The organism is Gordonibacter faecis, assembly GCF_030077735.1.
Taxonomy (GTDB): Bacteria; Actinomycetota; Coriobacteriia; order Coriobacteriales; family Eggerthellaceae; genus Gordonibacter; species Gordonibacter faecis.
Map to the genome: position 1 here is coordinate 108,994 of NZ_JASJEU010000008.1, position 24,952 is coordinate 133,945.

Annotated in this window: 22 protein-coding genes; 14 read left to right on the forward strand and 8 right to left on the reverse strand. The window is 60.9% G+C overall.

Features of this window, described 5'->3' with window-relative positions:
• The first annotated feature begins 77 nt into the window (after positions 1-77).
• The 3 genes from QNJ86_RS04795 (at position 78) to purB (ending at position 2,937) form a co-directional block, all read left to right on the forward strand.
• Entirely contained in the window at positions 78-743 is a 666-nt protein-coding gene (locus tag QNJ86_RS04795) for a potassium channel family protein (RefSeq protein ID WP_283831456.1), read from the forward strand.
• Positions 744-752: 9 nt separating this feature from the next.
• Positions 753-1,424, forward strand: coding sequence for a potassium channel family protein (locus QNJ86_RS04800; RefSeq protein ID WP_283831457.1), 672 nt, complete (start codon positions 753-755; stop codon positions 1,422-1,424).
• A 169-nt stretch (positions 1,425-1,593) separates the two neighbouring features.
• Positions 1,594-2,937 carry an adenylosuccinate lyase gene (gene purB / locus QNJ86_RS04805; RefSeq protein WP_283831458.1) on the forward strand — a complete coding sequence of 448 codons (1,344 nt, stop codon included), beginning with the start codon at positions 1,594-1,596 and terminating at the stop codon, positions 2,935-2,937.
• Positions 2,938-3,509: 572 nt separating this feature from the next.
• On the opposite strand, the gene QNJ86_RS04810 is transcribed toward purB, so the two are convergent.
• The gene (locus QNJ86_RS04810; RefSeq protein ID WP_283831459.1) at positions 3,510-5,102 is read right to left on the reverse strand and encodes a Tat pathway signal protein; all 1,593 of its coding nucleotides are present in this window, start codon (positions 5,100-5,102) and stop codon (positions 3,510-3,512) included.
• Between the two features lie 151 nt (positions 5,103-5,253).
• Here QNJ86_RS04810 and QNJ86_RS04815 point away from each other — a divergent pair, with 151 nt between their 5' ends.
• The 10 genes from QNJ86_RS04815 to QNJ86_RS04860 all read left to right on the forward strand — a co-directional run bounded on the left by QNJ86_RS04815 (position 5,254) and on the right by QNJ86_RS04860 (position 18,360).
• Positions 5,254-5,964, forward strand: a complete 711-nt coding sequence (locus QNJ86_RS04815) for a response regulator transcription factor (RefSeq protein ID WP_103264709.1) — start codon at positions 5,254-5,256, stop codon at positions 5,962-5,964.
• Between the two features lie 47 nt (positions 5,965-6,011).
• A complete protein-coding gene (locus QNJ86_RS04820) occupies positions 6,012-7,622 on the forward strand; it encodes a sensor histidine kinase (RefSeq protein WP_283831460.1) in 1,611 nt (536 codons plus the stop codon).
• Between the two features lie 91 nt (positions 7,623-7,713).
• Entirely contained in the window at positions 7,714-8,586 is an 873-nt protein-coding gene (locus tag QNJ86_RS04825) for a phosphoribosylaminoimidazolesuccinocarboxamide synthase (protein WP_283831461.1), read from the forward strand.
• A gap of 126 nt (positions 8,587-8,712) precedes the next feature.
• Positions 8,713-9,468, forward strand: coding sequence for an EMC3/TMCO1 family protein (locus QNJ86_RS04830; protein WP_283831462.1), 756 nt, complete (start codon positions 8,713-8,715; stop codon positions 9,466-9,468).
• A gap of 26 nt (positions 9,469-9,494) precedes the next feature.
• Positions 9,495-13,313 (forward strand): phosphoribosylformylglycinamidine synthase, encoded by a 3,819-nt coding sequence (locus QNJ86_RS04835; protein ID WP_283831463.1) that lies wholly within the window; start codon positions 9,495-9,497, stop codon positions 13,311-13,313.
• 97 nt (positions 13,314-13,410) lie between these two features.
• Positions 13,411-13,656, forward strand: coding sequence for an SHOCT domain-containing protein (locus QNJ86_RS04840; protein ID WP_283831464.1), 246 nt, complete (start codon positions 13,411-13,413; stop codon positions 13,654-13,656).
• Positions 13,657-13,664: 8 nt separating this feature from the next.
• Positions 13,665-13,886, forward strand: coding sequence for a zinc ribbon domain-containing protein (locus tag QNJ86_RS04845; RefSeq protein ID WP_283831465.1), 222 nt, complete (start codon positions 13,665-13,667; stop codon positions 13,884-13,886).
• Positions 13,887-14,167: 281 nt separating this feature from the next.
• Complete coding sequence (locus tag QNJ86_RS04850; RefSeq protein ID WP_283831466.1) at positions 14,168-14,824, forward strand: DUF6323 family protein; 657 nt, start codon at positions 14,168-14,170, stop codon at positions 14,822-14,824.
• Between the two features lie 40 nt (positions 14,825-14,864).
• Positions 14,865-15,704 (forward strand): DUF6179 domain-containing protein, encoded by an 840-nt coding sequence (locus tag QNJ86_RS04855; RefSeq protein ID WP_283831467.1) that lies wholly within the window; start codon positions 14,865-14,867, stop codon positions 15,702-15,704.
• A gap of 301 nt (positions 15,705-16,005) precedes the next feature.
• Entirely contained in the window at positions 16,006-18,360 is a 2,355-nt protein-coding gene (locus QNJ86_RS04860; protein ID WP_283831468.1) for an S-layer homology domain-containing protein, read from the forward strand.
• Between the two features lie 115 nt (positions 18,361-18,475).
• Here QNJ86_RS04860 and QNJ86_RS04865 read toward each other — a convergent pair whose 3' ends face one another.
• From QNJ86_RS04865 to QNJ86_RS04890, 6 genes are all read right to left on the reverse strand, one after another.
• Positions 18,476-19,651, reverse strand: a complete 1,176-nt coding sequence (locus QNJ86_RS04865) for an Mbeg1-like protein (protein ID WP_283831469.1) — start codon at positions 19,649-19,651, stop codon at positions 18,476-18,478.
• Between the two features lie 227 nt (positions 19,652-19,878).
• A complete protein-coding gene (locus QNJ86_RS04870) occupies positions 19,879-20,406 on the reverse strand; it encodes an Asp23/Gls24 family envelope stress response protein (protein WP_283831470.1) in 528 nt (175 codons plus the stop codon).
• A gap of 132 nt (positions 20,407-20,538) precedes the next feature.
• A complete protein-coding gene (locus QNJ86_RS04875) occupies positions 20,539-20,904 on the reverse strand; it encodes a DUF2273 domain-containing protein (protein WP_283831471.1) in 366 nt (121 codons plus the stop codon).
• A 13-nt stretch (positions 20,905-20,917) separates the two neighbouring features.
• On the reverse strand, positions 20,918-21,541 hold the full coding sequence (gene amaP / locus QNJ86_RS04880) for an alkaline shock response membrane anchor protein AmaP (protein WP_283831472.1): 624 nt from the start codon (positions 21,539-21,541) through the stop codon (positions 20,918-20,920).
• 226 nt (positions 21,542-21,767) lie between these two features.
• Positions 21,768-22,832 (reverse strand): hypothetical protein, encoded by a 1,065-nt coding sequence (locus QNJ86_RS04885; protein ID WP_283831473.1) that lies wholly within the window; start codon positions 22,830-22,832, stop codon positions 21,768-21,770.
• Positions 22,816-23,349, reverse strand: a complete 534-nt coding sequence (locus tag QNJ86_RS04890) for an RNA polymerase sigma factor (protein ID WP_283831474.1) — start codon at positions 23,347-23,349, stop codon at positions 22,816-22,818. Before QNJ86_RS04890 ends, QNJ86_RS04885 begins: the two co-directional genes overlap by 17 nt.
• 197 nt (positions 23,350-23,546) lie before the next feature.
• Here QNJ86_RS04890 and QNJ86_RS04895 point away from each other — a divergent pair, with 197 nt between their 5' ends.
• Entirely contained in the window at positions 23,547-23,816 is a 270-nt protein-coding gene (locus tag QNJ86_RS04895) for an ACT domain-containing protein (RefSeq protein ID WP_283831475.1), read from the forward strand.
• A gap of 815 nt (positions 23,817-24,631) precedes the next feature.
• Here QNJ86_RS04895 and QNJ86_RS04900 read toward each other — a convergent pair.
• A complete protein-coding gene (locus tag QNJ86_RS04900) occupies positions 24,632-24,898 on the reverse strand; it encodes a helix-turn-helix domain-containing protein (protein WP_283831476.1) in 267 nt (88 codons plus the stop codon).
• Positions 24,899-24,952: the final 54 nt, after the last annotated feature.

Below are 24,952 nucleotides of genomic sequence, written 5' to 3' on the forward strand. Positions count from 1 at the left end.
GCCTGATGTGCGGCGATTGCAGTATGCTATGCCTCAGCACGGATAGCGCCGCAGCGGCGCTCCAAGAAAGGACAGGCATGAGCAACGTTATTGTCGTCGGTTGTGGGCGTGTAGGCTCGCAGCTGGCGAACATGCTGTCAGACAACGGCAGCAATGTGTGCGTTATCGACCGTAACGCCGATGCGTTCGCGAATCTCGGGCGCAACTTCAACGGCTCCACGGTTCAGGGCCTCGGTTTCGACGAGGAAACGCTCATCAAGGCCGGCGTGGAGGACTGCGACGTCATGGCGGCCGTTACGCAATTCGACAACACGAACCTCATGGTGGCCGAGGTGGGAAGCCGCCTGTTCGGTGTGCCGCATGTTATCGCGCGCCTGTACAACCCCGACCACGAGCGCGCCTACATGCAGCTGGGTATCGACCATGTGTGCGGCACGTCGCTGGTGGCCGAGGACGTGTTCAGCAAAATTGTGTCGGGCCACGGCGCTCATATCGACACGTTTGGCGAATTCGAAATTCTACGCTTTTCCTTGGACTTGCGTTGGCGCGAGACGGATCAGCGCACCATTCGTGTGTCCGAGATGGAGCGCGACCACGACGTGCGTATTATCGCGTTCGAACGCGGCGACGGTTCCGCCTCGTCCATTCCCACGCGCGATTCCATCCTCTACCACGGTGACTCAGTCCTCGCCTGCGTCCGCCACGAGTTGATTGAATCGTTCTCAAAGTATATTCAGGACTAGGGAGTAGCTATGTATATCATCATCGCTGGTGGCGGGAAGATTGGGGAATATTTGGCTAACGTGTTGCTGCAAAGCGGCAACGACGTGGCTGTGATTGAGGAGAACCTACAGACGGCCGACCACCTGTCCATTGTGCTGGAGGGCCGCTACCTGGTCATTCACGGTGACGGGTGCGACTCGAAGTATCAGGAAGATGCTGGCATTCGCAAAGCCGACGTGTTCGTGGCCACTACCGGTCAGGACGACGATAACCTGGTGTCATGCGAAATTGCCCAGCGCGTGTTCAACGTGCCGCGCTGCATCGCGCGCGTGAACAACCCCAAGAACCTGCGCATTTTCCGCGAGGTGGGCATCGAAAGCGTGTCGTCCACCACGCTGATTGCGAACCTCATTGAGGAAGAGACGCTGCTGGGCAGCGTGAGCGTGGCCTCGTCGCTGACGCACGGCAACGTGACGCTGGCCGAGGTCACCGTCCCGCGCATGCGCTACCACTCGAACGAGGCCGGCATACTGGCCTCAAGCGTTCCCATGCCCGACGACAGCCTGCTGGTAGCCGTCTCAACAAAGGACGACGTCGAAGTGGTGAACGAGGACACGGTGCTGTACGCCGGCGACAAAGCCATCGTAATTGCTGATACAGACGTGCTAGATCAAGTGCGCGCGCTGTTCAAAGGCTTGTAGGCTCCGAGGGCCTGCGGCCCACAGACAGACTCGCTGACTTACTACGCTCACTTCTCATAAGCGCGTCCCGCCGCACTCTCCGCTTCGGCGCTTTCCGTGGAATGGCACGCGGGGCGTTTCTTCTGCGATATAGTTATCCCATCAACTTTGGCAGAGGAAAGGGATCGGCGTGATCAACCGCTACACGCGCCCCGCGATGGGGGCCATCTGGGAGCTGCAAAACAAGTTCGAAATTTGGAAGGAAATTGAGGTTCTGGCGTGCGAGGCGCAGGCTGAGCTGGGCAAATCCGGCATCACGAAGGAAGAAGCTGCGTGGATTCGCGAGCACGCCAACTTCACCGTGGAGCGCATCGATGAGATTGAGAAGGTGACGAACCACGACGTCATCGCCTTCACCACGAACATGGCCGAGTACATTGACGCCGATATTCCGGAGGGCACCGAGCCGCCGAGTCGCTGGGTGCACTACGGCATGACGTCGTCCGACTTGGGCGACACGGCGCTGTCCTACCAGATCACGCAAGCTATCGACATCATTCTGGAAGACATCAAGCAGCTGGGCGAAACCTGCAAGCGCCGCGCATTTGAGTTCCAAGAAACGTTGTGCGTGGGCCGTACGCACGGAATTCACGCTGAGCCTATGACGTTCGGCATGAAGTTCGGCAGCTGGGCCTGGGCGCTCAAGCGCGCGCAAACGCGCATGGAAGAAGCGCGCAAGGTGGCCGCCACCGGCGCTATTTCGGGTGCGGTGGGAACGTATTCCAGCATCGACCCGTTTGTGGAGCAGTACGTGTGCGAGAAAATGGGCCTCACGCCCGATCCGCTGTCCACGCAGGTGCTTGCGCGCGACCGTCATGCCCAGGTCATGGCTGGCCTCGCGGTGACAGCCTCCACGCTGGAGAGCATCGCCATGCAGGTGCGCCTGCTGCAGCAGTCCGACGTCATCGAGGCTGAAGAGCCGTTCGCGAAGGGCCAGAAGGGGAGTAGCGCCATGCCGCACAAGCGCAACCCCATCACAGCCGAACGCGTGTGTGGCCTGGCTCGCGTGGTGAAGAGCAACGCGCAGGTGGCGTTCGACGACGTGGCGCTGTGGTATGAACGCGACATCAGCCACTCCGGTGCCGAGCGCGTGGCGCTGGCCGACAGCTTCATCGCGCTGGACTACATGTTCGGCAAGATGCAGTGGATGCTCGACGGTTTGCAAACCTACCCGGCCAAGATGGAGCACAACCTATGGCGCACGCGTGGCCTGATTTTCAGTTCGAAGGTGCTGCTAGCGCTGGTGGATACGGGCATCAGCCGCGAGGACGCCTACGTTATCGTGCAGCGCAACGCCATGAAGGTGTGGGAAGACATCCAGAACGCCGTGGACGGCCCCACGTACCGCGAAAACCTTGAGGCCGATCCCGAGGCGAATCTTAGCAAAGAAGTGCTCGACGAAATTTTCGACCCTTGGGATTTCCTCACCCGTAAAGATGTCGTGTTCGACCGCCTGAAAGCCCTAGAATTCTAAGGAACGCGTGCTATAATATCAATGTCAGCGATGCCCGTGGTTCTGAAAACGCTGTACGGGCGACGCATTAAGTTCGGGATCGGTAGTTGCCGCTACCGATCCTTCTTTTGCTTAATGGGCACTCTCCCTAACACGAGAACGATAACGTCCAAGGCGAACGAACCTATAGTGCAGCAAGCTGCAAGTACGAATAGGATGTCCATGACGACCACCTCCTTTCGGAAGCGTCGCCCCAGGTTCAATCGAGCATCGCTGACCCATTTATTTTAACAATTCAAACCCACTTTTAAAAGACACTATTTTCCCAGTTCAATACCCATTTTTGCGCTTGATTTCTGTTAGATTTCCACTTGATTCGCGCTTGATTTTCGTAAGGTTGCAAGCCAAAAGTAAGATTACCTAACAGATCAATTTATCATAGTGAGCAACGAAAGGCAGCTCGATTGGCGAAGGGGATGGGGGTGCGCCGCGAGTTCCGCACGAGCCGGATAGCCCAGTGGGCTATCCGTGCGAGCTCAGGACTGCCCGAGCGCCGTACCTCCCGACCCCAACGCACCGAAGCGGGCAGGTCCTTAAGCGAGCGGCCGCCAAACTCTTACGAGGCAGTATTTTTTGGGTTCGCCGTTGAGGGGTTTGTCGTCTATGTTGGCGTAGGTTACTACGACGTTGTTTGAGCCGGTGGAGGCCAGGTATTCGCCGTAGTCGTCGGCACCGTTTTCGGGTTCAATAAGGAAGTACTGCTTGGTGGCCAGGTCGATGCCGTTCACGGTGCGCGTGCTTTTCACCATGAACGCGCCGCCGCACCAGGCGGGCGCAGCGGACGGCGTGCGGCTGTAGCAGAACCAGGGCGCGCCGCTGTAATTTCCGTCCGAAACTCCCTCAAGCGGGGTGTACGTGCCAATGTGTGAGATGCCGTCGCCGTACTGGTACCACGCGTCGAACGAAAACGTGAACCCGGTGTCGCCGTAGCCGGCCTCCAAGGGGCGCATTGCCCGGGGGAGCACCATGGTGTCGCGCACCTCGCCGGAATCGGCATCCAGAAGCGTGAGCTGGTAATACGTACCGGACGTGTCCGCGCGCGGCGTGATAACCACGCCGTTGGCCAGTGCGTAGGGCGGCGTGCACAGGCGGCCGTGCGAGGTGTAAGCCACCTCAGCCTCAGCCGCGCCGAAGGCCGCGCGCTTCACCAGGGAGTCCTCGGTGCTGTACGGGCCATTCACCTTCGGCAGCACCTGCCAAAACGCGTGCGACCCCGCAGCGGCAATGGTAGGCGTTTCCCAATCGGAGTCGCCCTCGTCCAAAAGCTGCGGCTCGCCCAAGGTACCCCCGCTCAGCCGCGCGGCGTACACGCGCCAAATGCCCTCAAGGATGTTGGCCTCGGTCCACACCAGGCCCGAGGCCGTGGCTCGTGCGTCGTACACGTCGAACCCGTCATCCTGACCGACGGCCTGCTCCAGCACGGTGGTCAGATCCCCCGAACCCAGCGACAAAATACCCACGTGCACCAGCGGTTTTGCCGTATCGTTGGGAAGCAGGCATGCGGCCACGTCATCACCCGTCGCCCACAGCAGCGTGCCGTAGGGCAGCTCGTAGCGCCCGGCCAACTCCACGCGCTCAGCCGTGTCGTCCAACTTGGTGAAGGGACTCTCTTCGTCATCAACGGCCAGCGTGGTCACGTTCGCTTCGGGAACTTCTAGCACGGTGATGTCGCTTGCGGCTTCTTCCTCGCGCTTCTTGAGCAGCACCGAGGCACCGCCGCCTGCGGCCGCGAGCGCACCCACGCCCAAGGCACCAAACAGGAAGTGACGCCGCGTGAGCAGAATCTCGCCACCTGTGGGGGTAGGAACGCGTACGCCCTGATCAGCGCCACTGCTGCCACCGCCACGCTTATGCACGCCACCGGCACCACCGCCGGCCACCGCGCTTCCAGCCTTCTGCTGGGTCCCACCGCGCGTCTTCCGCTTGACCGCCGCGCGCGTGGAGTTCGATCCCAGGCCAGGGCCACCGCCAAAGCCGCCAACATTTCCGACGTGCCCGCCGCGCGCGTCCTTTTTTCCGCCAGCATACAGGGCACCGCCAGCCGAACTGCCGCGCCGCTGGGCGCTGCGTTTGGCCGCGCCACCTGACCGGGCGTGGTTGGCATGTGTTGATCTGCGGGTTACCATGGTGTTTATTGTGTCATTTCCTGCACGGGTTCCAGCCGGTCCAAGGGGAATTGCTACAATAAACGCAAACACGACCTGGGCGCTCGGCAAGGAATGCGCCACGTGCGCGACCGGGTGCTTTACCAGCTGGCGACGACTTGAGGTGGTATTCATGAGCAACGAAACGCGACGCATACTGCTTGTTGAAGACGAAAAGGCAATCCGCGATGCCGTAACGGCGTACCTGGAGCGCGAAAACTACTGGGTGACGGCGGTTGGCGACGGCCAGGAGGCGCTCGAGGAATTCTCGAAGCACCACTTCGACCTGGTCATTCTCGACCTTATGCTGCCCCGCGTACCGGGCGAGCGCGTCTGCCGCGCCATTCGCGACAACTCCGACGTACCTATTATTATGCTCACGGCGAAGGGCGAAGTGGAAGACCGCATCATCGGCCTGGAACTGGGCGCCGACGACTATTTGGTGAAGCCGTTCAGCCCCCGCGAACTGGTGGCCCGCGCCCGCGCGCTGCTCCGCCGCGTGCATGCCGACAGCGAACCGCAGCGCGAGGTGCTGGAGTTCGGCGAACTCACCATTGATGTGTCCGGCCACAAGGTGCTGGTCAACAACGAGGAAATTGACCTCACGGCCAGCGAATTCAAGCTGCTCACCACGCTGTCGCGCTATCCCGGCCGCGTGTATTCGCGCATGGAGCTGGTGGAGAAGGTGCTCGGTTACGACTTCGAGGGCTACGAGCGCACCATCGACAGCCACGTGAAGAACCTGCGCGCGAAAATTGGCGACAACCCGCGCAGCCCGAAGTGGCTCCACACCGTCCACGGCGTGGGTTATCGTTTTGAGGATCCGACCAAGGTTTCGCAATAGGCGCCTTCGGCGTCGAAGTGAACCCCACCGTGCAGGAGGGACGCAGCGTGCAGGATTCGGCGACGACCGGGCCCATCGGCAAGGCGGGGGCGGACGACGCCAACGCGCGCAAGCGTAAACGGTCGGGCTGGGCAGACCTTTCATACACCACCCGCGTGACGGCGGCATTCGCCTTCATCGCGGCCATGACCGCGCTGGTGGCCATAGGCGTGGTGTCCTTTGTGTGGGAGCAGCACTTCCAAACGTACACGCGCGAAAACATGCAATCGGTGGCCGAAATTACGGCCGCCAACATCGCCGTGAAATACGAGGCTAGCGGCACGTTTGACGAAGCCACACTGGGCCCGGCGCGCGCCATGATTGAAGTGACGCCGGGTGTGGGCATGCTGGTGATAGACTCCACGAACCCGGAGGCTAACCCACGCGGGCTGACCGTGTTCGACTCCACGCTCATCAATGATGACGAAGGCGGCGACGGCAAGGGCACGTCCACCGGCATCAGCAAGGATTTGTCGCTTGCGCCACAGAAGATGGACATGCAAAACGCCGCGCAAGCTCCCATTATTGTGCACGATAGGGCCGTGGGCTCCGTGCGCGTGTGGGTGCTGGGTTCCGACACGCTGCTGCGCTCCACCGACGAAGAATTCCGCAGCAAGTCCTACCAGGCCATGCTGTTCGCAGCCGCCATGGCCATCTTGCTGGCCTCGTGCATCGGCTTCCTGTTCGCGCGCAACCTGGTGAGTCCCATCAACCGCATGACGAAAACGGCGAAGGCCATCAAAGAAGGCGACCTGTCGGCGCGCACCGACCTCCATGGTGACGACGAGATAGCCCGCCTCGGCGAAACGTTTGACGAGATGGCCGACTCGGTAGAGAAGGACCGCGAACTTGAGCGGCGCCTGACTACCGACGTGGCGCACGAGCTGCGTACACCGCTTATGGCCATCCAGTCCACGGTGGAGGCTATGGTCGACGGCGTGTTCGAAGCCGACTCCGAGCACCTGGAAACGGTAAACTCCGAGGTGCAGCGCTTGAGCCGCCTGGTAGATTCGCTGTTGAAACTGTCACGTCTGGAAAACCGCGCCAACCCCATGAAGGAAGAGGTCGTGGACGTGGGGCAGCTGATCAGCGGCATTATTGCCACGCATGATGCGTTCGTTACCGACTCGGGCCTTTCGCTGGAATACGTTGCCGACGAAGGCGTGCGCGTGCTGGGCGACGCGGACATGATTCGCCAGGCCACGGCGAATCTCATCTCGAACGCCGTGCGCTACACGCCCGAGGGCGGCCACATCACCGTCAGCGTGAAGCGCGGCGACATTATGGCCTCCATCGCTGTGCGCGATACGGGCATCGGCCTCACGCCCGAGGAATGCAAGATGGTGTTCTCCCGCTTCTGGCGTGCCGACGCCGGGCGCAACCGCGAAAGCGGCGGTTTGGGCATTGGCCTGGCCGTTGTGAAGGAAATCGTCGACCGTCACGGCGGCTGGGTGCAGGTGGAAGGCCGCAAGGATGAAGGCGCCTGCTTCACCATTCATCTGCCGCTGTACGACGAGGGCCGGCAGCTCAAGCCGCGCCAGCAAAAGCAGTCGAAGGTGCCCAAGGGTTCAAAGGCCAAAGAAAAGCCGCAAAAGTCCCGAGCCAAGGGCAGAAAGTAGCCAAACTGCGCGATAATAAGCGCCGTGAACGAGCGCCGCGCTCCGGGGGCGGAGGCGTAGCGAGCATCTGATGAAAGGACACGTACCAACCATGACCGGAATCGACATCAAGCCCGACGCGCAAGGCAAAGTGCGCGATCTCTACGATCTGGGCGACAAGCTGCTGTTGGTGGCCACCGACCGCATCTCGGCGTTCGACTACATTTTGGAAGACGAGATCCCGCACAAGGGCGCCGTGCTGACGCAACTGTCGTGCTTCTGGTTTGAGCTGTTGGACGGCGTGGTGGAGAATCACCTGATCAGCGCCGACGAGGCCGACCTACCCGAGCAGTTCAAGCCTTACGCCGATTACCTGCGCGGTCGCTTCATGCTGGTGAAGAAGGCCGACATGTTCCCCGCCGAGTGCATCGTGCGCGGCTACCTGGCCGGCAGTGGCCTCAAGGAGTACCAGAAGCAGGGTACGGTGTGTGGCATTCAGCTGCCCGAGGGCCTGGAGAATTCCTCGAAGTTGCCGGAGCCCATCTTCACGCCGTCCACGAAGGCCGACATTGGCGACCACGACGAGAACATCAGCTTCGAGCGCTTGGTGGAAATCATCGGCGAAGACGACGCGACGCAGCTGCGTGACCTGGCACTGAAGGTGTACACCACGGCGCGCGACCACGCGGCCGAGCGCGGCGTGATTATTGCCGACACGAAGTTCGAGTTCGGGCGCATTGATGGCAAGATTATTCTGGCCGACGAAGTGCTGACGCCCGATTCGTCGCGCTTCTGGCCGGGCGACGAGTACGCGCCGGGCAAGGATCAGCCCAGCTTCGACAAGCAGTACGTGCGCGACTGGCTCACCGCCAACTGGGATCGTCAGGGCAACCCGCCCCGCCTGCCCCAGGACGTCATCGAGCGCACCAGCGAGAAGTACATTCAGGCGTACGAGAAGATTACGGGTAGGAAGTTCGCTTACTAGTAAGTGAGAGTGCGCAGGTTGACCGTAGGGCAAGGGTTCTCCCCTTGCCGCGAAAGTGCGGTTGACCTGCGTGCTTTTTGACAGACGACGGCAAGGACGGAACCCTTGCCCTACGGAGAGATCATTATGTCGCAACGCAATCCTATGAACGACCGCTATCAGACCGACGAGCGCCGCGGGCAAACCCGCAAGAGCGCCGCGGCCATGAAGCCTAAGACGAAGGCCGCCGCCACGGTGCGCGTGGCTCCGCCGCAAAAGACGAAGCAGCAGAAGAAGGCCGAGAAAAAGGTGGCCCGCGCCAAGCAAGCTGAACTCGACCGCAAGTATTACAACCCGCCGACGCCCCAGTACAAGCGTCTGCGCAAACTATGGTGGGGCCTGCTCATTGGTGCCATCGCGCTCACGGTGCTGTCCTGGTTCGGCCGTACGTTCCTACCCGAGGCCGCCACGTACGTCACGCTGGGCTTGGCCTACGCCTGCATCATCGGCGCCCTGTACGTCGACTTCTCCAAGATTCGCAAGGTGCGCCGCGCGTACCAGGAGGAAATGGAGAACCGCAAGTCCAAGGAGCAGCGCGCGCTGGAGAAGCAGCAGAAGGCCCAGCAGAAAAGCCTCAAAGAGCAGGAGGCTGACAAGGCTGAGGAAGCTGAGGCCGAAAAGCCCAAGAAGCGCAGCCTGTTCGGCAGCGGTTTCCGCCTGTCAAAGGCCGAGGAAGCCAAGGTGGAGAAGCAGGCTTCCAAGAAGGGCCAGGCAGATGGCGAGGGCGCGAGCGCTGATGCTGACGCAGGCGCGGACGAGGGCGAGTCTGCGTTCAAGCGCGCGAAAGCAGATGTCGCCAAGGCCGAGAAGGCCGCCAAGGAGCAATCCCAGCAAGCGAAGTAGGCGCGATAAAGGAGAGAGAGGGACTCATGGTTTCCCGTGTCTATGTGGAGAAGAAGCCCGGCTTCGACGGCGAAGCGCGCGCGCTCGCGCACGAGTTGCGTGACATCCTGGGCATAGAGCACCTTGAGGGATTGCGCCTGGTGAATCGCTATGACGTGGAGGGTATCTCCGACGAGTTGTTCTCGCAGTGCGTGCCCACGGTGTTCAGCGAGCCACAGTCTGACGTGGCCACGCTGGACATGCCCGACGCGCGCGGAGCGGCGGTGTTCGCGGTGGAGTATCTGCCGGGGCAGTTCGACCAGCGTGCGGACTCTGCCAGCGAGTGCATTCAGCTGATCAGCCAGGGCGAGCGGCCCGAGGTGCGCAGCGCGAAAGTGTATCTATTGGAAGGCGCCCTCACCGACGAGGACGTGGCCGCCATCAAGCGCTACGTGATCAACCCCATTGAGGCGCGTGAAGCGTCGCTTGAGCCGCGCGACACGCTACATATGGAACAGCCCGTGCCCGGCGCGGTGGAAATCATTAGCGGGTTCCTGGACTTGGACGAGGCGGGGCTCGCGGCGTTTCTGGACGAGCGCGGCCTTGCCATGGATCTGGCCGACCTCACATTCTGCCAGCAGTATTTCGCCGAGGAAGGGCGCTGTCCCACCATCACCGAAATCAAGATGATTGACACGTACTGGTCCGACCACTGCCGCCACACTACGTTCGGCACCGTGCTGGACGACGTGGTGATTGAGGACGAGGCCGTGCAGAGAGCGTTCGAGCGCTATTTGGAAATGCGTCACGATCTGGGCCGCGACGAGAAGCCGGTGTGCCTCATGGACATGGGCACCATCGGCGCGCGCTGGCTGAAGGCGCAGGGTACGCTGACCGGGCTCGACGAGTCCGAAGAAATCAACGCCTGCACCGTGAAGGTGAAGGTTGACGTGAACGGCGAGGAGCAGGATTGGCTCTACCTGTTCAAGAACGAGACGCACAACCACCCCACCGAGATTGAGCCGTTCGGCGGCGCGGCCACCTGCGTGGGCGGCGCCATTCGCGACCCCTTGAGCGGTCGCAGCTATGTGTATCAGGCTATGCGCGTGACGGGTGCGGCTGACCCGCTGGTTCCTGTGAGTGAGACGCTGCCCGGCAAGCTGCCGCAGCGCAAGCTGGTAACCACGGCCGCAGCGGGCTACTCGTCGTACGGCAACCAGATTGGTCTGGCAACAGGCCAGGTGAACGAGCTGTATCACCCGGGCTATGCCGCTAAGCGCATGGAAATTGGCGCGGTGGTGGGTGCCACGCCAGCCGACCACGTGCGTCGCGAAACGCCGGCGCCGGGCGACGTGATTGTGCTGTTGGGCGGACGCACCGGACGCGACGGCATCGGCGGTGCGACGGGTTCGTCGAAGGCGCACAAGATGGGCTCGCTTGAGAGTTGCGGCGCGGAGGTGCAGAAGGGTAACGCGCCTGTTGAGCGCAAGATTCAGCGCCTGTTCCGCCGCGGTGACGCGTGTCGTCTCATCAAGCGCTGCAACGATTTCGGCGCGGGCGGCGTATCCGTGGCCGTGGGCGAGTTGGCCGACGGCCTGCACATCGTGTTGGACCGCGTGCCGAAAAAGTACGATGGACTGGACGGCACCGAGCTGGCTATTTCTGAGAGCCAGGAGCGCATGGCCGTGGCGCTAGCGGCCGAGGACGTGGATACGTTCATTGGCTACGCGCATGAGGAAAACCTTGAGGCCACGCCCATTGCGACGGTTACCGAAGAGCCGCGCGTGCGCATGGAGTGGAACGGCGACACCATCGTGGATGTCAGTCGCGCCTTCCTCAACAGCAACGGCGCGCCGAAGCACCAGGTGGTGCGCGTGGTGCCGGGTGGTACCTACGAGCGCACGTGGGAGGGCGACACGCTGGCCGAGCGCATGGGCGCGCTGGTGAGCGACCTCAATGTGTGCTCGAACAAGGGTCTGTCCGAGCGCTTCGACTCCACCATTGGCGCGGCTACGGCGCTCATGCCGTTTGGCGGCTCGCGCCAGCTAACGCCCGCGCTGGCCATGGTGGCGAAGTTGCCCGTGTTTGGCGAAACCACCACTGTGAGTGGCATGGCCTGGGGTTTCAACCCCTACCTCACCGAGGCCGACCCGTTTGTGGGATCGTACGTGGCCGTGGTTGAGAGCGTGGCGAAGCTGGTGGCCGCGGGCTTTGCGCGCGAGGACATGTACCTCACATTCCAGGAATACTTCGAGAAGTTGCGCGACGAGCCCGAGCGCTGGGGCAAGCCGGCCGCGGCCGTGCTGGGCGCGCTGATGGCTCAGGTGGACTTGGGCGTGGGCGCTATCGGCGGCAAGGACTCCATGTCCGGCAGCTTCGAGCAGCTGGATGTGCCACCGACGCTGGTGTCGTTCGCGACGGCCGTGGGGTCGGTGGAGCGTGTGACGTCGCCCGAGTTCAAGCAGGCCGGCAGCCGCGTGGTGCGCATTGCGCCCGCGAGCTATAACGGCGTGTTGCCCGATGCCGCAGGGCTGTTGGAAGCGAGTGCGCTGGTGGAGCGCTTGATTAGCGATGAGTTGGCACTGGCTGTATCCACCCCAGGCTACGGCGGCACCGCCGAAGCCCTGTTCAAGATGTGCGTAGGCAACGGCATCGGCGTGCGTTTGACCGATGGCATGGAAGCCGACGACCTCTTCGCGCCCGCGTACGGCAGCTTCCTGATTGAGATGCCTGCGTGCGCTGAACTTCCTGAGTCGTCGGATGCCGTGCGCATTGACGAGCTGGGCGAGACAACCGAAGCCTACGAGTTTGTAGCCTGCGACGAAACCCTCAACCTGGCCGAACTGCAAGAAACATGGGAAGCCAAGCTTGAACCCGTGTTCCCGTATCGCTCGAAAGATACTCGTTCGGAAGCGAGCGCAAGCAACACCCCCTGTCATCCTGAGCGGAGCGAAGCGGAGTCGAAGGATCCCGTGCGGCGCCAGCCGTCTTCCTCGCCAGTGGAGCCGGTCGAACTCATCTCCCATCGCGACGCCATTCCGCTTACGTACAACGGCACCATCGCGCGTCCGCGCGTGGTCATCCCCGTGTTCCCGGGCAACAACTGCGAGTACGACAGCGCCCGCGCGTTCGAACAGGCCGGTGCTGTGGTGGAAACGCTCATCGTGAACAACCTCTCGCCCGAGAAGGTGGCCGAAAGCACCGAGGCGCTGGTCAAAGCCATCAATAACAGTCAGATCATCATGATCCCCGGCGGCTTCTCCGGCGGCGACGAGCCCGACGGCTCCGCGAAGTTCATCACAGCGTTCTTCCGCGCTCCTGCTGTCACCGAGGCGGTGCGCGACCTCTTGCAGAATCGCGACGGCCTCATGCTGGGCATCTGCAACGGCTTCCAAGCGCTCGTGAAGTTGGGTCTCGTGCCGTTCGGCGACATTCGCCCGATGGATGAGGATTGCCCGACGCTCACGTTCAACGAAATCGGCCGTCACCAGAGCCGCCTCGTGCGCACGCGTGTGGCGTCGAATCTGTCCCCGTGGCTCGCCCGCTGCGAGGTGGGCGACATCCATACGGTGCCAGTGAGCCACGGCGAGGGTCGCTTCGTTGCTAGCCCCGAGGTGCTGGCCCAGCTGCAAGCGAACGGCCAAATTGCCACGCAGTACGTGGATGCCAACGGTATGCCGTCGATGGACCTTGACGTGAACCCGAACAGCTCCGTGCTTGCCATTGAGTCCGTGACCAGCCCCGACGGCCGCATCCTCGGCAAAATGGGCCACAGCGAGCGCCGCGGCAACGGCCTCTACCAAAACGTCCCCGGCAACCAATGGCAACCCCTCTTCGAAAGCGGCATCAGCTACTTCACCGACTAGGCTGCCAGCATTTCAAACCTTTCAAGGGCGGCGCATCCTATGGGTGTGCCGCCCTTGGTATACTGGGGGTATGCGGCCCGCGAGAGAGGTGGTTGGGATGAAGATCCTGGGTATGGGTGTACCTGAATTGGTATTTATCTTCTTTAGCTTTCTGCTTCCTGTTGGAGTGATACTGTTCATTGTGTGGCTTGTTTTGAAGCGCCGTAGCACCGTCGATGAAAAGCAGCGGGCGAGCGCAGCGGCATATCAGCGACTGGCGCAGCTTGATGATTTGCGCAAGCGCGGTGCCCTCACCGAAGAAGAGTTCGCCCAGAAGAAGCAGCAGATCATGAATGAGTTGTAGGAGGCGCTATGGGCTTTCTGGAATCGTTCAATCGCGGACTTTCGGGCGACGATCAGTACGAAATTGCCGGCCGCATTGTGGCGTGCTCCCACTGTGGTGGCGAGGAATTTGACGAACGCTCGGCGCAACTCAACACGGCGGGCTTATCGTTCCTTGACCTCGATTGGGCCAACCGCAGCGCCACGGTCCTTGTCTGCAAACACTGCGGCCACCTGGAGTGGTTTCTCTAAAACAAGTGTGACGCGCCTCGCGCTAACGAAGAACCTTCCACTTCTGCAGTTCTCGCTGAAGGGGAATGATGAAGCGCGCCGTGGTTCATCTTGTCTCTGGGCATGAAAAAGGGGCTTGACATTTAATTATCTTGCCCCTGATCTGGGGTTATATTATTACAAAACCACCTAAAAGTCCAGTCGTGTGTTCTTTTGGAATACGCGGTATATATACGTGCATGCTTTTCACGGGTTCGCTTTCGGCGTGAAAGTGGGCAAAACGGGCGCGAAGGGGACGGGTGATGTGGTTGGGTGGAATCAGCTTGGCAAGGGCACTGCTGGGCACGTCGGTGCGCGACGAGTTGGCGGCGTGCAACGCGGCAACGGTGGCGCATGGTCTCAGCTTGACCGAAGAGCAAGCCGCGGGCCTCACCGCGCGACGGCGCGAGGCGCTGGCGGCAACGGGGCGTGTTGAATTCGGCCGCGGTGTGTTGCGCGACATCGCGCAGGGGTTCTGCGATTCTCCCCACGTGCGGCAAGAAAACTACGAGGAAACGCTTGCGGCTGTGCAAGACACGTTCTACCGGCGCAAAGAGGAAGCCGAAGCCTGCGGCGGCATGGCAGACGACGAGCTGATAGAGGCCTTGCGAGCGGCGTTCGACGGTCAGGCAAACGGGTCGCTCGATGCGCTGGACGACATTTCGTTGCCAGCGCTACAGCAGTGGGCGAAGCAGAAGCAGGCAGGCGACTACGATGAAACTACGCAGCGCGAGGCGGAAGAGGAGCAAGACTTTGACGAATACGAACCCCTGCGCGACGAACTCGACCGCGTCTACGAAACGGGGCGCGACCAGCGTCCCAGCAACGAATTCGCGGCCAGCTACTACGATGGCTACAACGAACTCTATCGCGTTGGGTTCGACGCGAACAGTCGCATCGGGGGCTCGTCGCTCTCCTGACGAAGCGCTGGCAGCATTCCAGGAACAGCTATGGGCCCTGATGGCGAAGCAGGTAAGCCTGTTCACGTTGGGGGAAAGCACCTCGCTTCCCGAATACGACGCGCACCGCCTGCTGGCGTCTACCTGTTTTGTGCTGGGCATTGATCCGGACGACCCCGACGAAGAGGCTGTATGTGCGGTGGTAGAACAGGGTGCAGAAGCGGTGTTCGCGCGCAATCTGGCGTACCTTGAGGCCGAGACGCGACGCGCGGGCGAACTCTGGAAAGAGACGTGCTTGGCCGTGCCGCTTTTGGAAAGCATCGCGCTGAAGGACACGCTTGAGAGCCTGCGCGCTTTTCCCGCGCGCTACCAGCCGCGGTTTTTCGCACATGAGATTCCCGCAGACATCGACTATCCCTTGTCCTGCCCCGTGCCGGAAAGCACGAAGGGCGTGAACTATGTGACCGCCTATCTGGAACAACTGAAGGCCGAATGCCTCTTCATGCAGGTGTTTGACCGCGCTCGGTGCCACGCGGTGCTTCGGGCGGTGCATCCGCAGTATGGCGAACTCATCCTCAATCTCTTTGAGCCGGTGGTGGCCACCGCGGTGGGTTGTGCGCTGGCCGGGTGCTCGGTGCGAAACCTCACGCTGAGCGATGACGACCGGGCGCGCATAAAATCCCTGCTCAGAGAAGCTTCGCCGCGACACATGAAGAACTTTCTAGATGAAGCGGCCCTTACGGCTTGTGACCAACTTGGATTCCATGCAGCCCCCGCGAATAGTCCTGACGTCACCAACAACCGCATCCGAAACGCCGTCCGTCAGGTAGCCATCAACCTTATCCCTCGCCTCCGCGCAGCCCTCCACCACGACACGCTCAACGGAGTTTTCCCCAGCTGAAACAAAGACTGTCAGCGCTACCACGGGATAAAAGCGTGACGCGCTTCGCGCTGGCTATTACACCAAAAGATGTTTCCTCTTCCAATCAGTATGGCGAGGACATATTGCGAATCCTTCGAAGAGCGCCTCTTCGAAGGATTCCTGCGTGCCCAAGTGGGCTTCCGTTTGTAGCAGGGGGAGTTGCGGGTTTGAGTGTCTAGCGCGTATAGTGAGGTTCAACGATACGCTGAATCACCGGGTGGTTGAATCGGCGGGTCGTAGCGGCGGCGCGGCCGTCGATTCCTCTTGAAAGGAGCTCGTCATGAAGTTGAGACCTGCCCCGTCCCTTGTTGTCCGCTGCGTAATTGCATTGTCCCTGGTGGCGGGTCTTGCGCCTTCGCTTGCGCTGGCCGACGAAACGCCGTCGGGTGGCAATCAGCTGGTGAATAACATCGCGCAAAACACACGCGCATCCCTTGAGCGTGTGCGCGCAACGGGAAGCGCCGCCGCTTACGCCGACCCGGCTACGTACGCGTTCGTCGACGATGGCGACGTGGCCCCGCTCACCTCCTACCCAATGAACGAAAAGTTCGACTTGCGCGACCGCAACGTGGTCACGCCTGTAAAGCTCCAAAACCCGTGGGGCACGTGTTGGGGGTTCGGCGCTATTGCTGCGTCGGAGACCAGCATTCTCTCTGAGTTGGGCTGGGGTGCCGATGACCTCGATTTGTCCGAACTCCACCTGGCCTGGTTCTCGCACACGCCGCTACCGTTGGATGACGAAAGTGGCCAGGGCGGCGAGGGCTACTATACCGCCAGCAACGGTGCAAACGACCGGTTGGATACGGGTGGGTTCGGCTTCACGGCCACCTCGGTATTTTCTTCTGGCATTGGTCCTGTTCTGGAAAGCGACGTGCCGTACCGCAACAAAGAAGGCATAACGGAGAATAACTCAAGCGGCACGCCGGTCTATTACTCGCGGGAGGGTAACTGGTCGGTCGACGAAAGCCTGCGCTTCGTGCAGGCGGTGGAACTGCAAGAGAGTTCCGTCCTGCCCAGTCCGGCGGCCAAGAATGTCAACGGTGAGTATGAGTACAACGCTTCCGCGACGGCGGCCTTGAAGGGCGAGCTGTTGGACGGCCGGGCAATCAGTGTTGCGTTCTGCGCAGACACGTCGCGCCCCGGCCAGGAAACACCTGCTCAGTACATCAATTTGGACACGTACGCGCACTACACCTACGACGATGCGTACGCCAACCATGTGGTCACCATTGTGGGTTGGGATGACACATATTCTAAGAGCAACTTCCTGGAGGGCCACCAGCCGCCGGCCGACGGCGCGTGGATAGCGAAAAACAGCTGGGGCTCCAGCGACGAAGAATTCCCGAACAAGAATAAGTGGGGCATCAATGACAGCGGCTACTTCTACCTGTCCTATTACGACCGCAGTCTGGCGGATTTAGAGACGTTTGATTACGACACCACGGAACTTGCGACGGGCGATGCGGCCGAAAGCTACTACCTTAACCAGTACGATTACCTGCCTTCCGATGGTGTGACCGCGCATCACGAAGCAACGCCGGTGAGCATGGCAAACGTGTTCGAATCCAACGAGGATCAGATTGTGCGCGCGCTGTCCTGTGAAACGGCCACGCCGGGTACGGAAGTGACCTACGAGGTGTACCTGCTAAAAGACGGGTTCGCAAATCCGCGAGACGGTGAACTGCTGACGACGGTGAACATGAGGTATGCCTACGGAGGGTTCCACCGCATTGACTTGAAGGACAAATGCTACATTCCTGCCGACCAGAAGTTCTCGGTGGTGGTGACCGAGAAGGTGGGTGACCAGTACGCGTTTTTGGTTGACTCCGCCATCAACAAAAATGGCTATGACCAGTTGACCAGTCAGGGCATTGAGCTGACCCACTACAACGTAGGCGTGGTGAATCCGGGCGAGAGTTTCGTGTACACCGATGGCGAATGGATCGACTGGCACGACGCCATCACCGACATCAAAGCCGCGACGGGCAACGAGGCAGACTTCGACAACTTCCCGCTGAAGGCGTACTCGGACCCTATTGGTCTTCCGCCGTCGGGCTTTTCCGACGTACACGAGCGCGAATGGTACTCCGGCGTAGTTGATTACGTGGTGAGCAACGACATCATGCACGGCTACGCGGGCACGGACTTGTTTGGGCCGAATGACACGTTGAAACGTCAAGATTTGGCGTGCCTATTGTTCAACTACCTGGCGCCGGAGGAAGCGGCTCTGTGGCAGGGCGAGGCGTGGAAGGATGCGACGTGCGAAACGCCGTTTGTGGATGCGCAGGAACCGGCCTACTATATCCCGGCGCTGAACTGGGCCTACAAGGCGGGCGTGCTTGCGGGGTATGATGATGGCTCCGGGCGCTTCGGCGTGGGGGATACCACCAGCCGCGAGCAGCTGGCCGTGGTGCTGATGCGCGCTGCGCAGCTTAACGGCGTGGGGCTGCTGGCCGCGCTTGATGACTTCCCTGACGCGGGCGAGGTGAGCCCCTGGGCCCGTGAGTCAATAGCGTGGTGCGTGGATAACGGCCTCATCACCGGCAGTGACGGCCACCTGCTTCCCGCCAAGGAAGCCACCCGCGCCGAAACCGCAAAGATGATCAGCGTGTTCGACCAGCTGCGCAAAGGTTAAGTTCATAGGGCAAGGGCTCTGCCCTTGTCCGGTCAGCAAACACAAACTTGTCAGGTCAATTGTAGTTGACGGCAAGGGCTCTGCCCTTGCCCTATGGTCAACCTGGCAGGTGAGGCTAGGCCGAGGCTTTTGGCTTTGGCGTGAAGCGCTGCACCAACCCTTGCGTTGCTTCGCGCGCCGCCGTTTCCGCAAGGGAGCCCAGCGCGTTTACCAGCACGTCGCGGGCGCCCTCGTCCAGGTTCTTTGCCGCCTCGCCCAGCAGCGCGATGGACTTCGTGCCGCCCGAGAGCACCTCGGTGGCGTCGCGTGCGCCCGAGGCCTCGAACGCCCGGAACAGGGCGTCCACCACCACGGCCGCTTCCTCGTCCGAGAACCGCGCGAGCCACTGGGTTATCACCGCGTCGGTGAAACGCGCGCTGTCGGTGAGCCCGTGCACGTACACGAAGTCGTCGCCTTCCACGTCCCACGTGAACACGCTGTGCTGCTGCACGCCCTTGTCCGAGCTGTGCACCACCTTTAAGTCCAGGTCAGCGGGCGAATCCATAAGCATGCCCACCACGGAATCCTGCGGCACCGTCTTGTGCACGCGGTCGCGAATGGCGGCGTATTCGGCGTCGGTTACCATGCCGGCCTTGAAGCCGGGGCCGTCGTGCGTGAACACGCGCTCGATGCGGCTTTGCACCTCCGGCTTCGCGCGCAGCGCTGCGTACAGCGCAAGGTTGCCGCCCTTGGAGTGACCGCCCACGAACAGGCGCTTCGGCAGTCGCGGCGCCACGGCCTCCAGGTAGCGAACGGCCTGTTCCTGCGCGGGAACAGGCGCGTCGTACACCATGTTGAAGTTCTCGCGCCACCCGGTGAACGAGGTGTCCGTGCCGCGAAAGCCGATGTAGGCGAACTCCTTTTTGTACACGAACGTCATTGCCGCGAACTGCGTCTGGCGTTCGGTGTCGAAGAGGCTCAGGTAGTCGCGCACCGCCATGGTGCGGAAGCGCGGGCTAGCGGCCAAGGCGAACAGGTTTTGTTTCACTTGCTCGGGCGCCAGGCCAGTGAACATATCGGCGAAGAGTTCGGTGCGCAACGCGTCGACGAAATGCACCGCGCGCGAGGTGGGAGACAGCAGGTTCTCCACGATAATGCCCAGGTCAAGGAACGATTTGCGCTCGCGCAGCGCCGGCACAATGCCCTCGGCCCGCACCATGCAAAACTGCGACAGCGCCGCCGAGTCCACCGGATTAAACGGCTTCTCATCAAACGAGGCAAACTCAGTTCCCAAATACTCCAACAGGTTCATAGGCGTCCTTCCCGAGGCGGGTAGTTCCATTGTACGCCAAGGAAAAAGCGCGACGCGCTCACGAGTTGGCTATTGCATGCAAAGGGACTGACCCCGCGGAATCAGGTCAGCCCCTTGTGGCCCACTTCGGGCCGGCCCCCGCGAGGGGGGATATGTAGCCCGTGAAGTGGGCCTATGCCGCGTGCGGACGGGGCGCGCGCGGACAACACGACGCGCGGGTGCCTCGCTTACTGGTTCATCGAGGAGCCGCTCTGCCCGTCGTCGGTGTTGTTGCCATTCTTCTGGTCGTACTCGTCCTGCGTCATGACGTCCACCACGTTCACGGTCATCTCGACCACGTTCAGGCCGGTCATGTCCTTGATGTCCTTGCTCACAACGTCCTTGATCTGGTCGAACACGTCGGAGGCGGACTTGCCATACTCCAGGATGATGTCCAGGTCAACCTTGGCGTTCTGGTCGTCCACCACGTCGGCGTCCACGCCCTTGGTCTTGTCGCTGCCGCCCAGGCCTTCTTGGATGCGGGACAGCACGTTGCCGCGCATGTCAATGATGCCGTCAATCTTCTGCGCGGCCTTGGAGGACACCTTCTCCACAACGGCCTCGTCAATTACTAGCTTGTACTGCGGCTCGGCTTTCACGTCGTCGGCGCCGGACGCGCTCATGTTCTCCATCGAGTCGAAGTCCATCGACGCGTACGGATCGTAGCTGCTGGTGGAATTGGAGGTAGAGGGCTGGGTCATAGTTGCTTGGCTCATGGTAGTTCCTTTCTTTCATCGTGCGATTTACCTGCGGAAACGGAATGTGCGGAACGTGCGGCGCCGCCTCTCGACGGCGACCCCGCCACACGACAGAAGGTCGCGCGCCGGGGGCGGGGCGGCACGGAGTCGCTAGTTGAAACGGTCAAGGAGGTTTCTCATCTGCTCACGCGTTGCGCGGTCGCCGTCACGGTACCTGCCAATGACAACGCCCACAGCTGCGAACACGGCCAACAGTACGGTCGGCCAGAAACCCACAATAAGAATGAGGGCCGCCGCCACAAAACCGATGATGCCGTACACCACCGCATGGGTGTTGTTCTGCACATACGGCGAGACAGCGCGCTTGAAGCTTGCGTACACGCCGCGGTCCTTCGCCTCGGATGCCGTGTTGGCAACCACGTCGGAGGGCGTGTTCGCCGGCCGCTGTTGCTGCTGGCCGCCGCGTGAGGCGGCTTTGGCGTTCCCGCCATTCATCTTCATTGCCGATTGGGTCATTTTTGCCACCTCCTTACTTGGTCACGGCGTGCGCCGGCACCGGCTGAGTGTGGTGCTGACGATTCGTGTCCTCGGAGTACTTCGTGGCCTGCTGCGTGAAGGCCGGGGTTACCACGTCGGCGTCGCCAGCGAACGTGATGCGCACGGAGTCAACGGGGTAGCCGGTGAAGGCCTCCAGCGTTGCGGCGATCTCGTCCTGCAGCTTCGCGCCCAGTTCGCCCAGCTCAGCGTTGCGGCCGGGGTCAATCTTGGCGTGGATGGCCATGCGCGGGTCGTGCTTGTTGGTGATGTCCACCTTCACGTTCTTGGTGGCCAGGCCATGATGCGAATCCACCACGTGCTTCACCGTTGACTGGATGGCGTTCTGCGTGATAGCCACGCTGCCGTTGTCGCGCTCAAGTTCCAGCTGCGCGTTCTTGCCGGGGGCCGTGAGGGCGCGAATGAGCACCACCAGAAGGCCAACCGCCGTGATGCCCAGGAGCACCGCTTCCACCACATAGAACCACGGCATGGACATGAGCCACGCAATGGCGGGGAACAGCGGCTCCCACGCAAACCACAAGGCCGCGAGCACGCCGATGCCAAGCACTGCGGCAACGACGAACACGATCATGCAGAAGCGTTTGAACTTTCCCATATGTGCCGCCTTTCTTTCTCGTGCGCGCAACGCAGTGTGCGGCGCGCCATCGGATAGAGTGCGACCACTCTAGAAGAAAGGATTGGCAGGGGTAACTGGTTGTACGGAAGTGCGGCCGGGCTATTGCCTTCACGTTAGCCACTCGGTAAGTAGGCTATTCGGGAGGCCAGTGAGTGCGCGAATGGTCCCACTGGCGGCGGCTGGGCTGCGTGTGTTGGTGTGGCGGTTAGAGAAGTTCGGTGAGTGTGAAGAGTTGAGGCTGGGGGATGGGCTCGGGCGGGACCTCGTGGAATTCGAAGGGCTCGTTCGCACGGGCGCGTATGGCGGCGTTGAACGCGAGTTCAGCTTCTTCGAGGTTCTCAACAGGTGCTATAACGTAGGTCTTCATCTCGGTGGAGCCATCTTTATAGGTGGCGCTGAGGTGAAGGCGCGCTTGTGCCAGCATATCTGCGTATATGCGCAGAAGGCGAATGTGAAGGGTGTCTTGTAGCTCGACGTTCCGGTTGCGGGTGTAGCTGTAGAATTCGGCTCTCTCTGCGTCGTACAGTTCGGCCAGTTCACCTTCCAGCGGGAACGAAACGCGGAGGGCGCGCCAGGTGTGCACGCTGTCGAAGTGCTGGTCATCGTAGGGTACGGTAAAACTTTTAGCTCGGTCTATAATGGAAGAGGGGCCCTCCTGGTTCGAACCAAATTCAGTGCTGCGCGTGTAAAAAAGTATCCGATCGCCTTCCACCTCATACGTGAGCGAAGCAATGTTTGTACCGACGCAGGTCAGGTTGAACTCGTAGGCTACTGACAGGTAGCGTCGACCCTCGTCGGGTGCTTCGTCGGCATGATTGGGATCAATTTCCGGGTCGCTATGCCATACCTTTAATGCGCAGTGGTGACCGAAGTCATCCAAGCTGAGCGTGACGGTTTTCCCTGGCGTCCCCTCCGGGTTTTCGCTTGCGTAGGCGGCGAGGGCGAACATGTTAGCTGGCGCGGGGGCCGGGTTTGCGCTCGTGCTTGTTGCGTCGCCGTTGGGCCTCGCAAACAGGGAAAACGCTGCGGTGCCGCCAAGCGCAACGGCGCACGTTGCCACGAAGGCTCCCGCGACGAAGCGCCGACGGGAGACGGGCTGCGCGGTGCGCTGGTGGGCTCCCCGCTGGGTGCGGCGCTGCTGGGAGCGAACGCGCGCTTCCGCAGCGCGCACCTGCCGCACTTCATCTCGCACGGCTTGGTGCACCCGCTCCGGCATCTCGATATCGTCCATAAGCGTGCGGTAGTCGAGGCCACTATTCGCGTGTTTCATGAGAAGCCTCCTTCTCCAACAAGCCCTTGAGCTGCGTCCGCGCACGTCGCAGGCGCGAGCGCACCGTGCCGGGCAAACAGCGCACCATGCGCGCAATCTCTTCGGTCGCGTACCCTTCGTAGTAATACAGATGAACAATCAGCCGCGTGGAGACGGGAAGCTTGGCCAGCGCGAGCCCCACTTCACTCTCGCGGAAGGCGCGCACGCTTTCGCTTTCTTCGACCGCCTCCTCAAACTGCGTGTCCCGGAAGGTGTCCGTCAGGTTGTTGTGTCGCTTCCAGGCAGATCGGTGCAGGTCGCGACCGCAATTGATGGTGGTGCGGATGAGCCACGCCTTCAAGTGCTCGTCGTCAACAAACGCCGTCGAGTCCTTTAGCAGGCGGACGAACACCTCTTGGCAAAGGTCGTCCGCGTCGTGCGGCGATTGCGTCTGGCTGAGCGCAAGGCGCCAGACCGTGCTTCCCCATAAGCGCATGGCGCGCTCTATGAAGTCGTCCGATCTAAGGTGTGATTGCATGCGGTTTCTTAAGCCTCCTTGACACCAACACGAAACGCGCGAGCAGAATGTGCCGGGAACCAAGAATTATCTTACGCGCCCCGCCGAACCTTCCCGTTTTTCTGGGGAACGGGCCGGTCGGCCGGGGCGGCATGCTATCATGCTGTGAAGTAAAAGGTAGGCGCTGTTCGGCGAACCATGGAGGAAGGAACCACCCTATGAAGTGCGTTATTTCGGTTTTGGGCAAGGATCGCAGCGGTATCGTGGCCGCCGTGTCGACGGCGCTGGCAGAATGCGGCGCGAACATCGACGACATCAGCCAAACCATTCTGGACGACATCTTCTCCATGACCATGCTCACCACGCTGAACCCGTCCGTGGCCGATTTTAACACCGTCCAAGAACGCCTCGAAAAAGAAGGCGAATCCCTCGGCGTCCAAATAATCATCCAACGCGAAGACGTCTTCCAATATATGTACAAAATATAGAGGGCGAACGCAGGGAGGCCCCGCTAAGCGGGGATGAGGGATCCGCGCGGCGTCAGCTGTAAGTCTCTCGGTTGGCACCACCCGGGATTCTTCTTTTTCGGCGTTGACCGAAGGTGCTCAGGACGAGGGGTATGTCAATCCTGGCCTAACAGAGAGGGCGGGAGAAATTGGCACAGATCGCCCTTTATGTACATGTTGAGCGGCCAGGTACGGCTTCCAAAAAATGGCGAACAGGCGTTTCTTTATTGACGTCAAAAAGACCGCGGTTCCGAGAGGTGCAAATCCGTACATAAACGGCCGTTTGTGCCAATAAGAGGCAATGTGGATGTCGAAGATAGCGACCGGTATTGCCCATCTTCCGCTTCGCGCGTGCAAATAATGTGACGCGCTTGCGCGCTACTAATTACGCCAGAAACACCCCATATCCCTCGCTTTATGACGCGGGCTGACTGGCCTGATGGTTCAATTGATAGGCAGGTTGGCCGAAGGGACTGTAACAAAAGCCCTCGATCTGCTAGGTTTGATATTTGCTGAACGGCAAGGGCAGAGCCCTTGCCCAAAGGAATACCTGCGAATTAGACTTTGCCGCAACCCCGTTCGCGCAAAGTGCGAAAACCCAGATCACGAGTGTGTTCTCCGCCTGCGGCGGAGATGGCGATTCAAGAATTGTCCCGGAATGCGGAGACTCCCAGACAAGTGTTGATGACTACACTAAAATGCCCTCGTAATAATGTTAGGGAGCAGTATGTCCTTTGGCGTAATAGCTAGCGCGTAAGCGCGTCACACTTTGCGTTCGCTTCGCTAGAGTGACAAGCTTAGAAGTCAATCAAGTCGCTAACCTTCACGTTGAGTGCATCGGCAATTTTAATAATTAGTTCGAAGCTAACCCGAACTTTCCCTTGCTCGATTCGGTACACATAAGAGTGTGAGCTGGTGTGGCCTATCATGCCGGCAAGTTGGCGCTGTGTGAGGCCTTCCTCCGCGCGCTTCTTCGCAATAGCCTCGCCCAATCGGGCATATCTGCTGTCTAACGCTTCTTCCATGATTTGGAATATAGTAATCCATTTCTTACTGGATGGCATACAAATACATGCGCCCCGGCCTTTCGGTTGGGGCGCATGCTTCTTGCGGGTGTT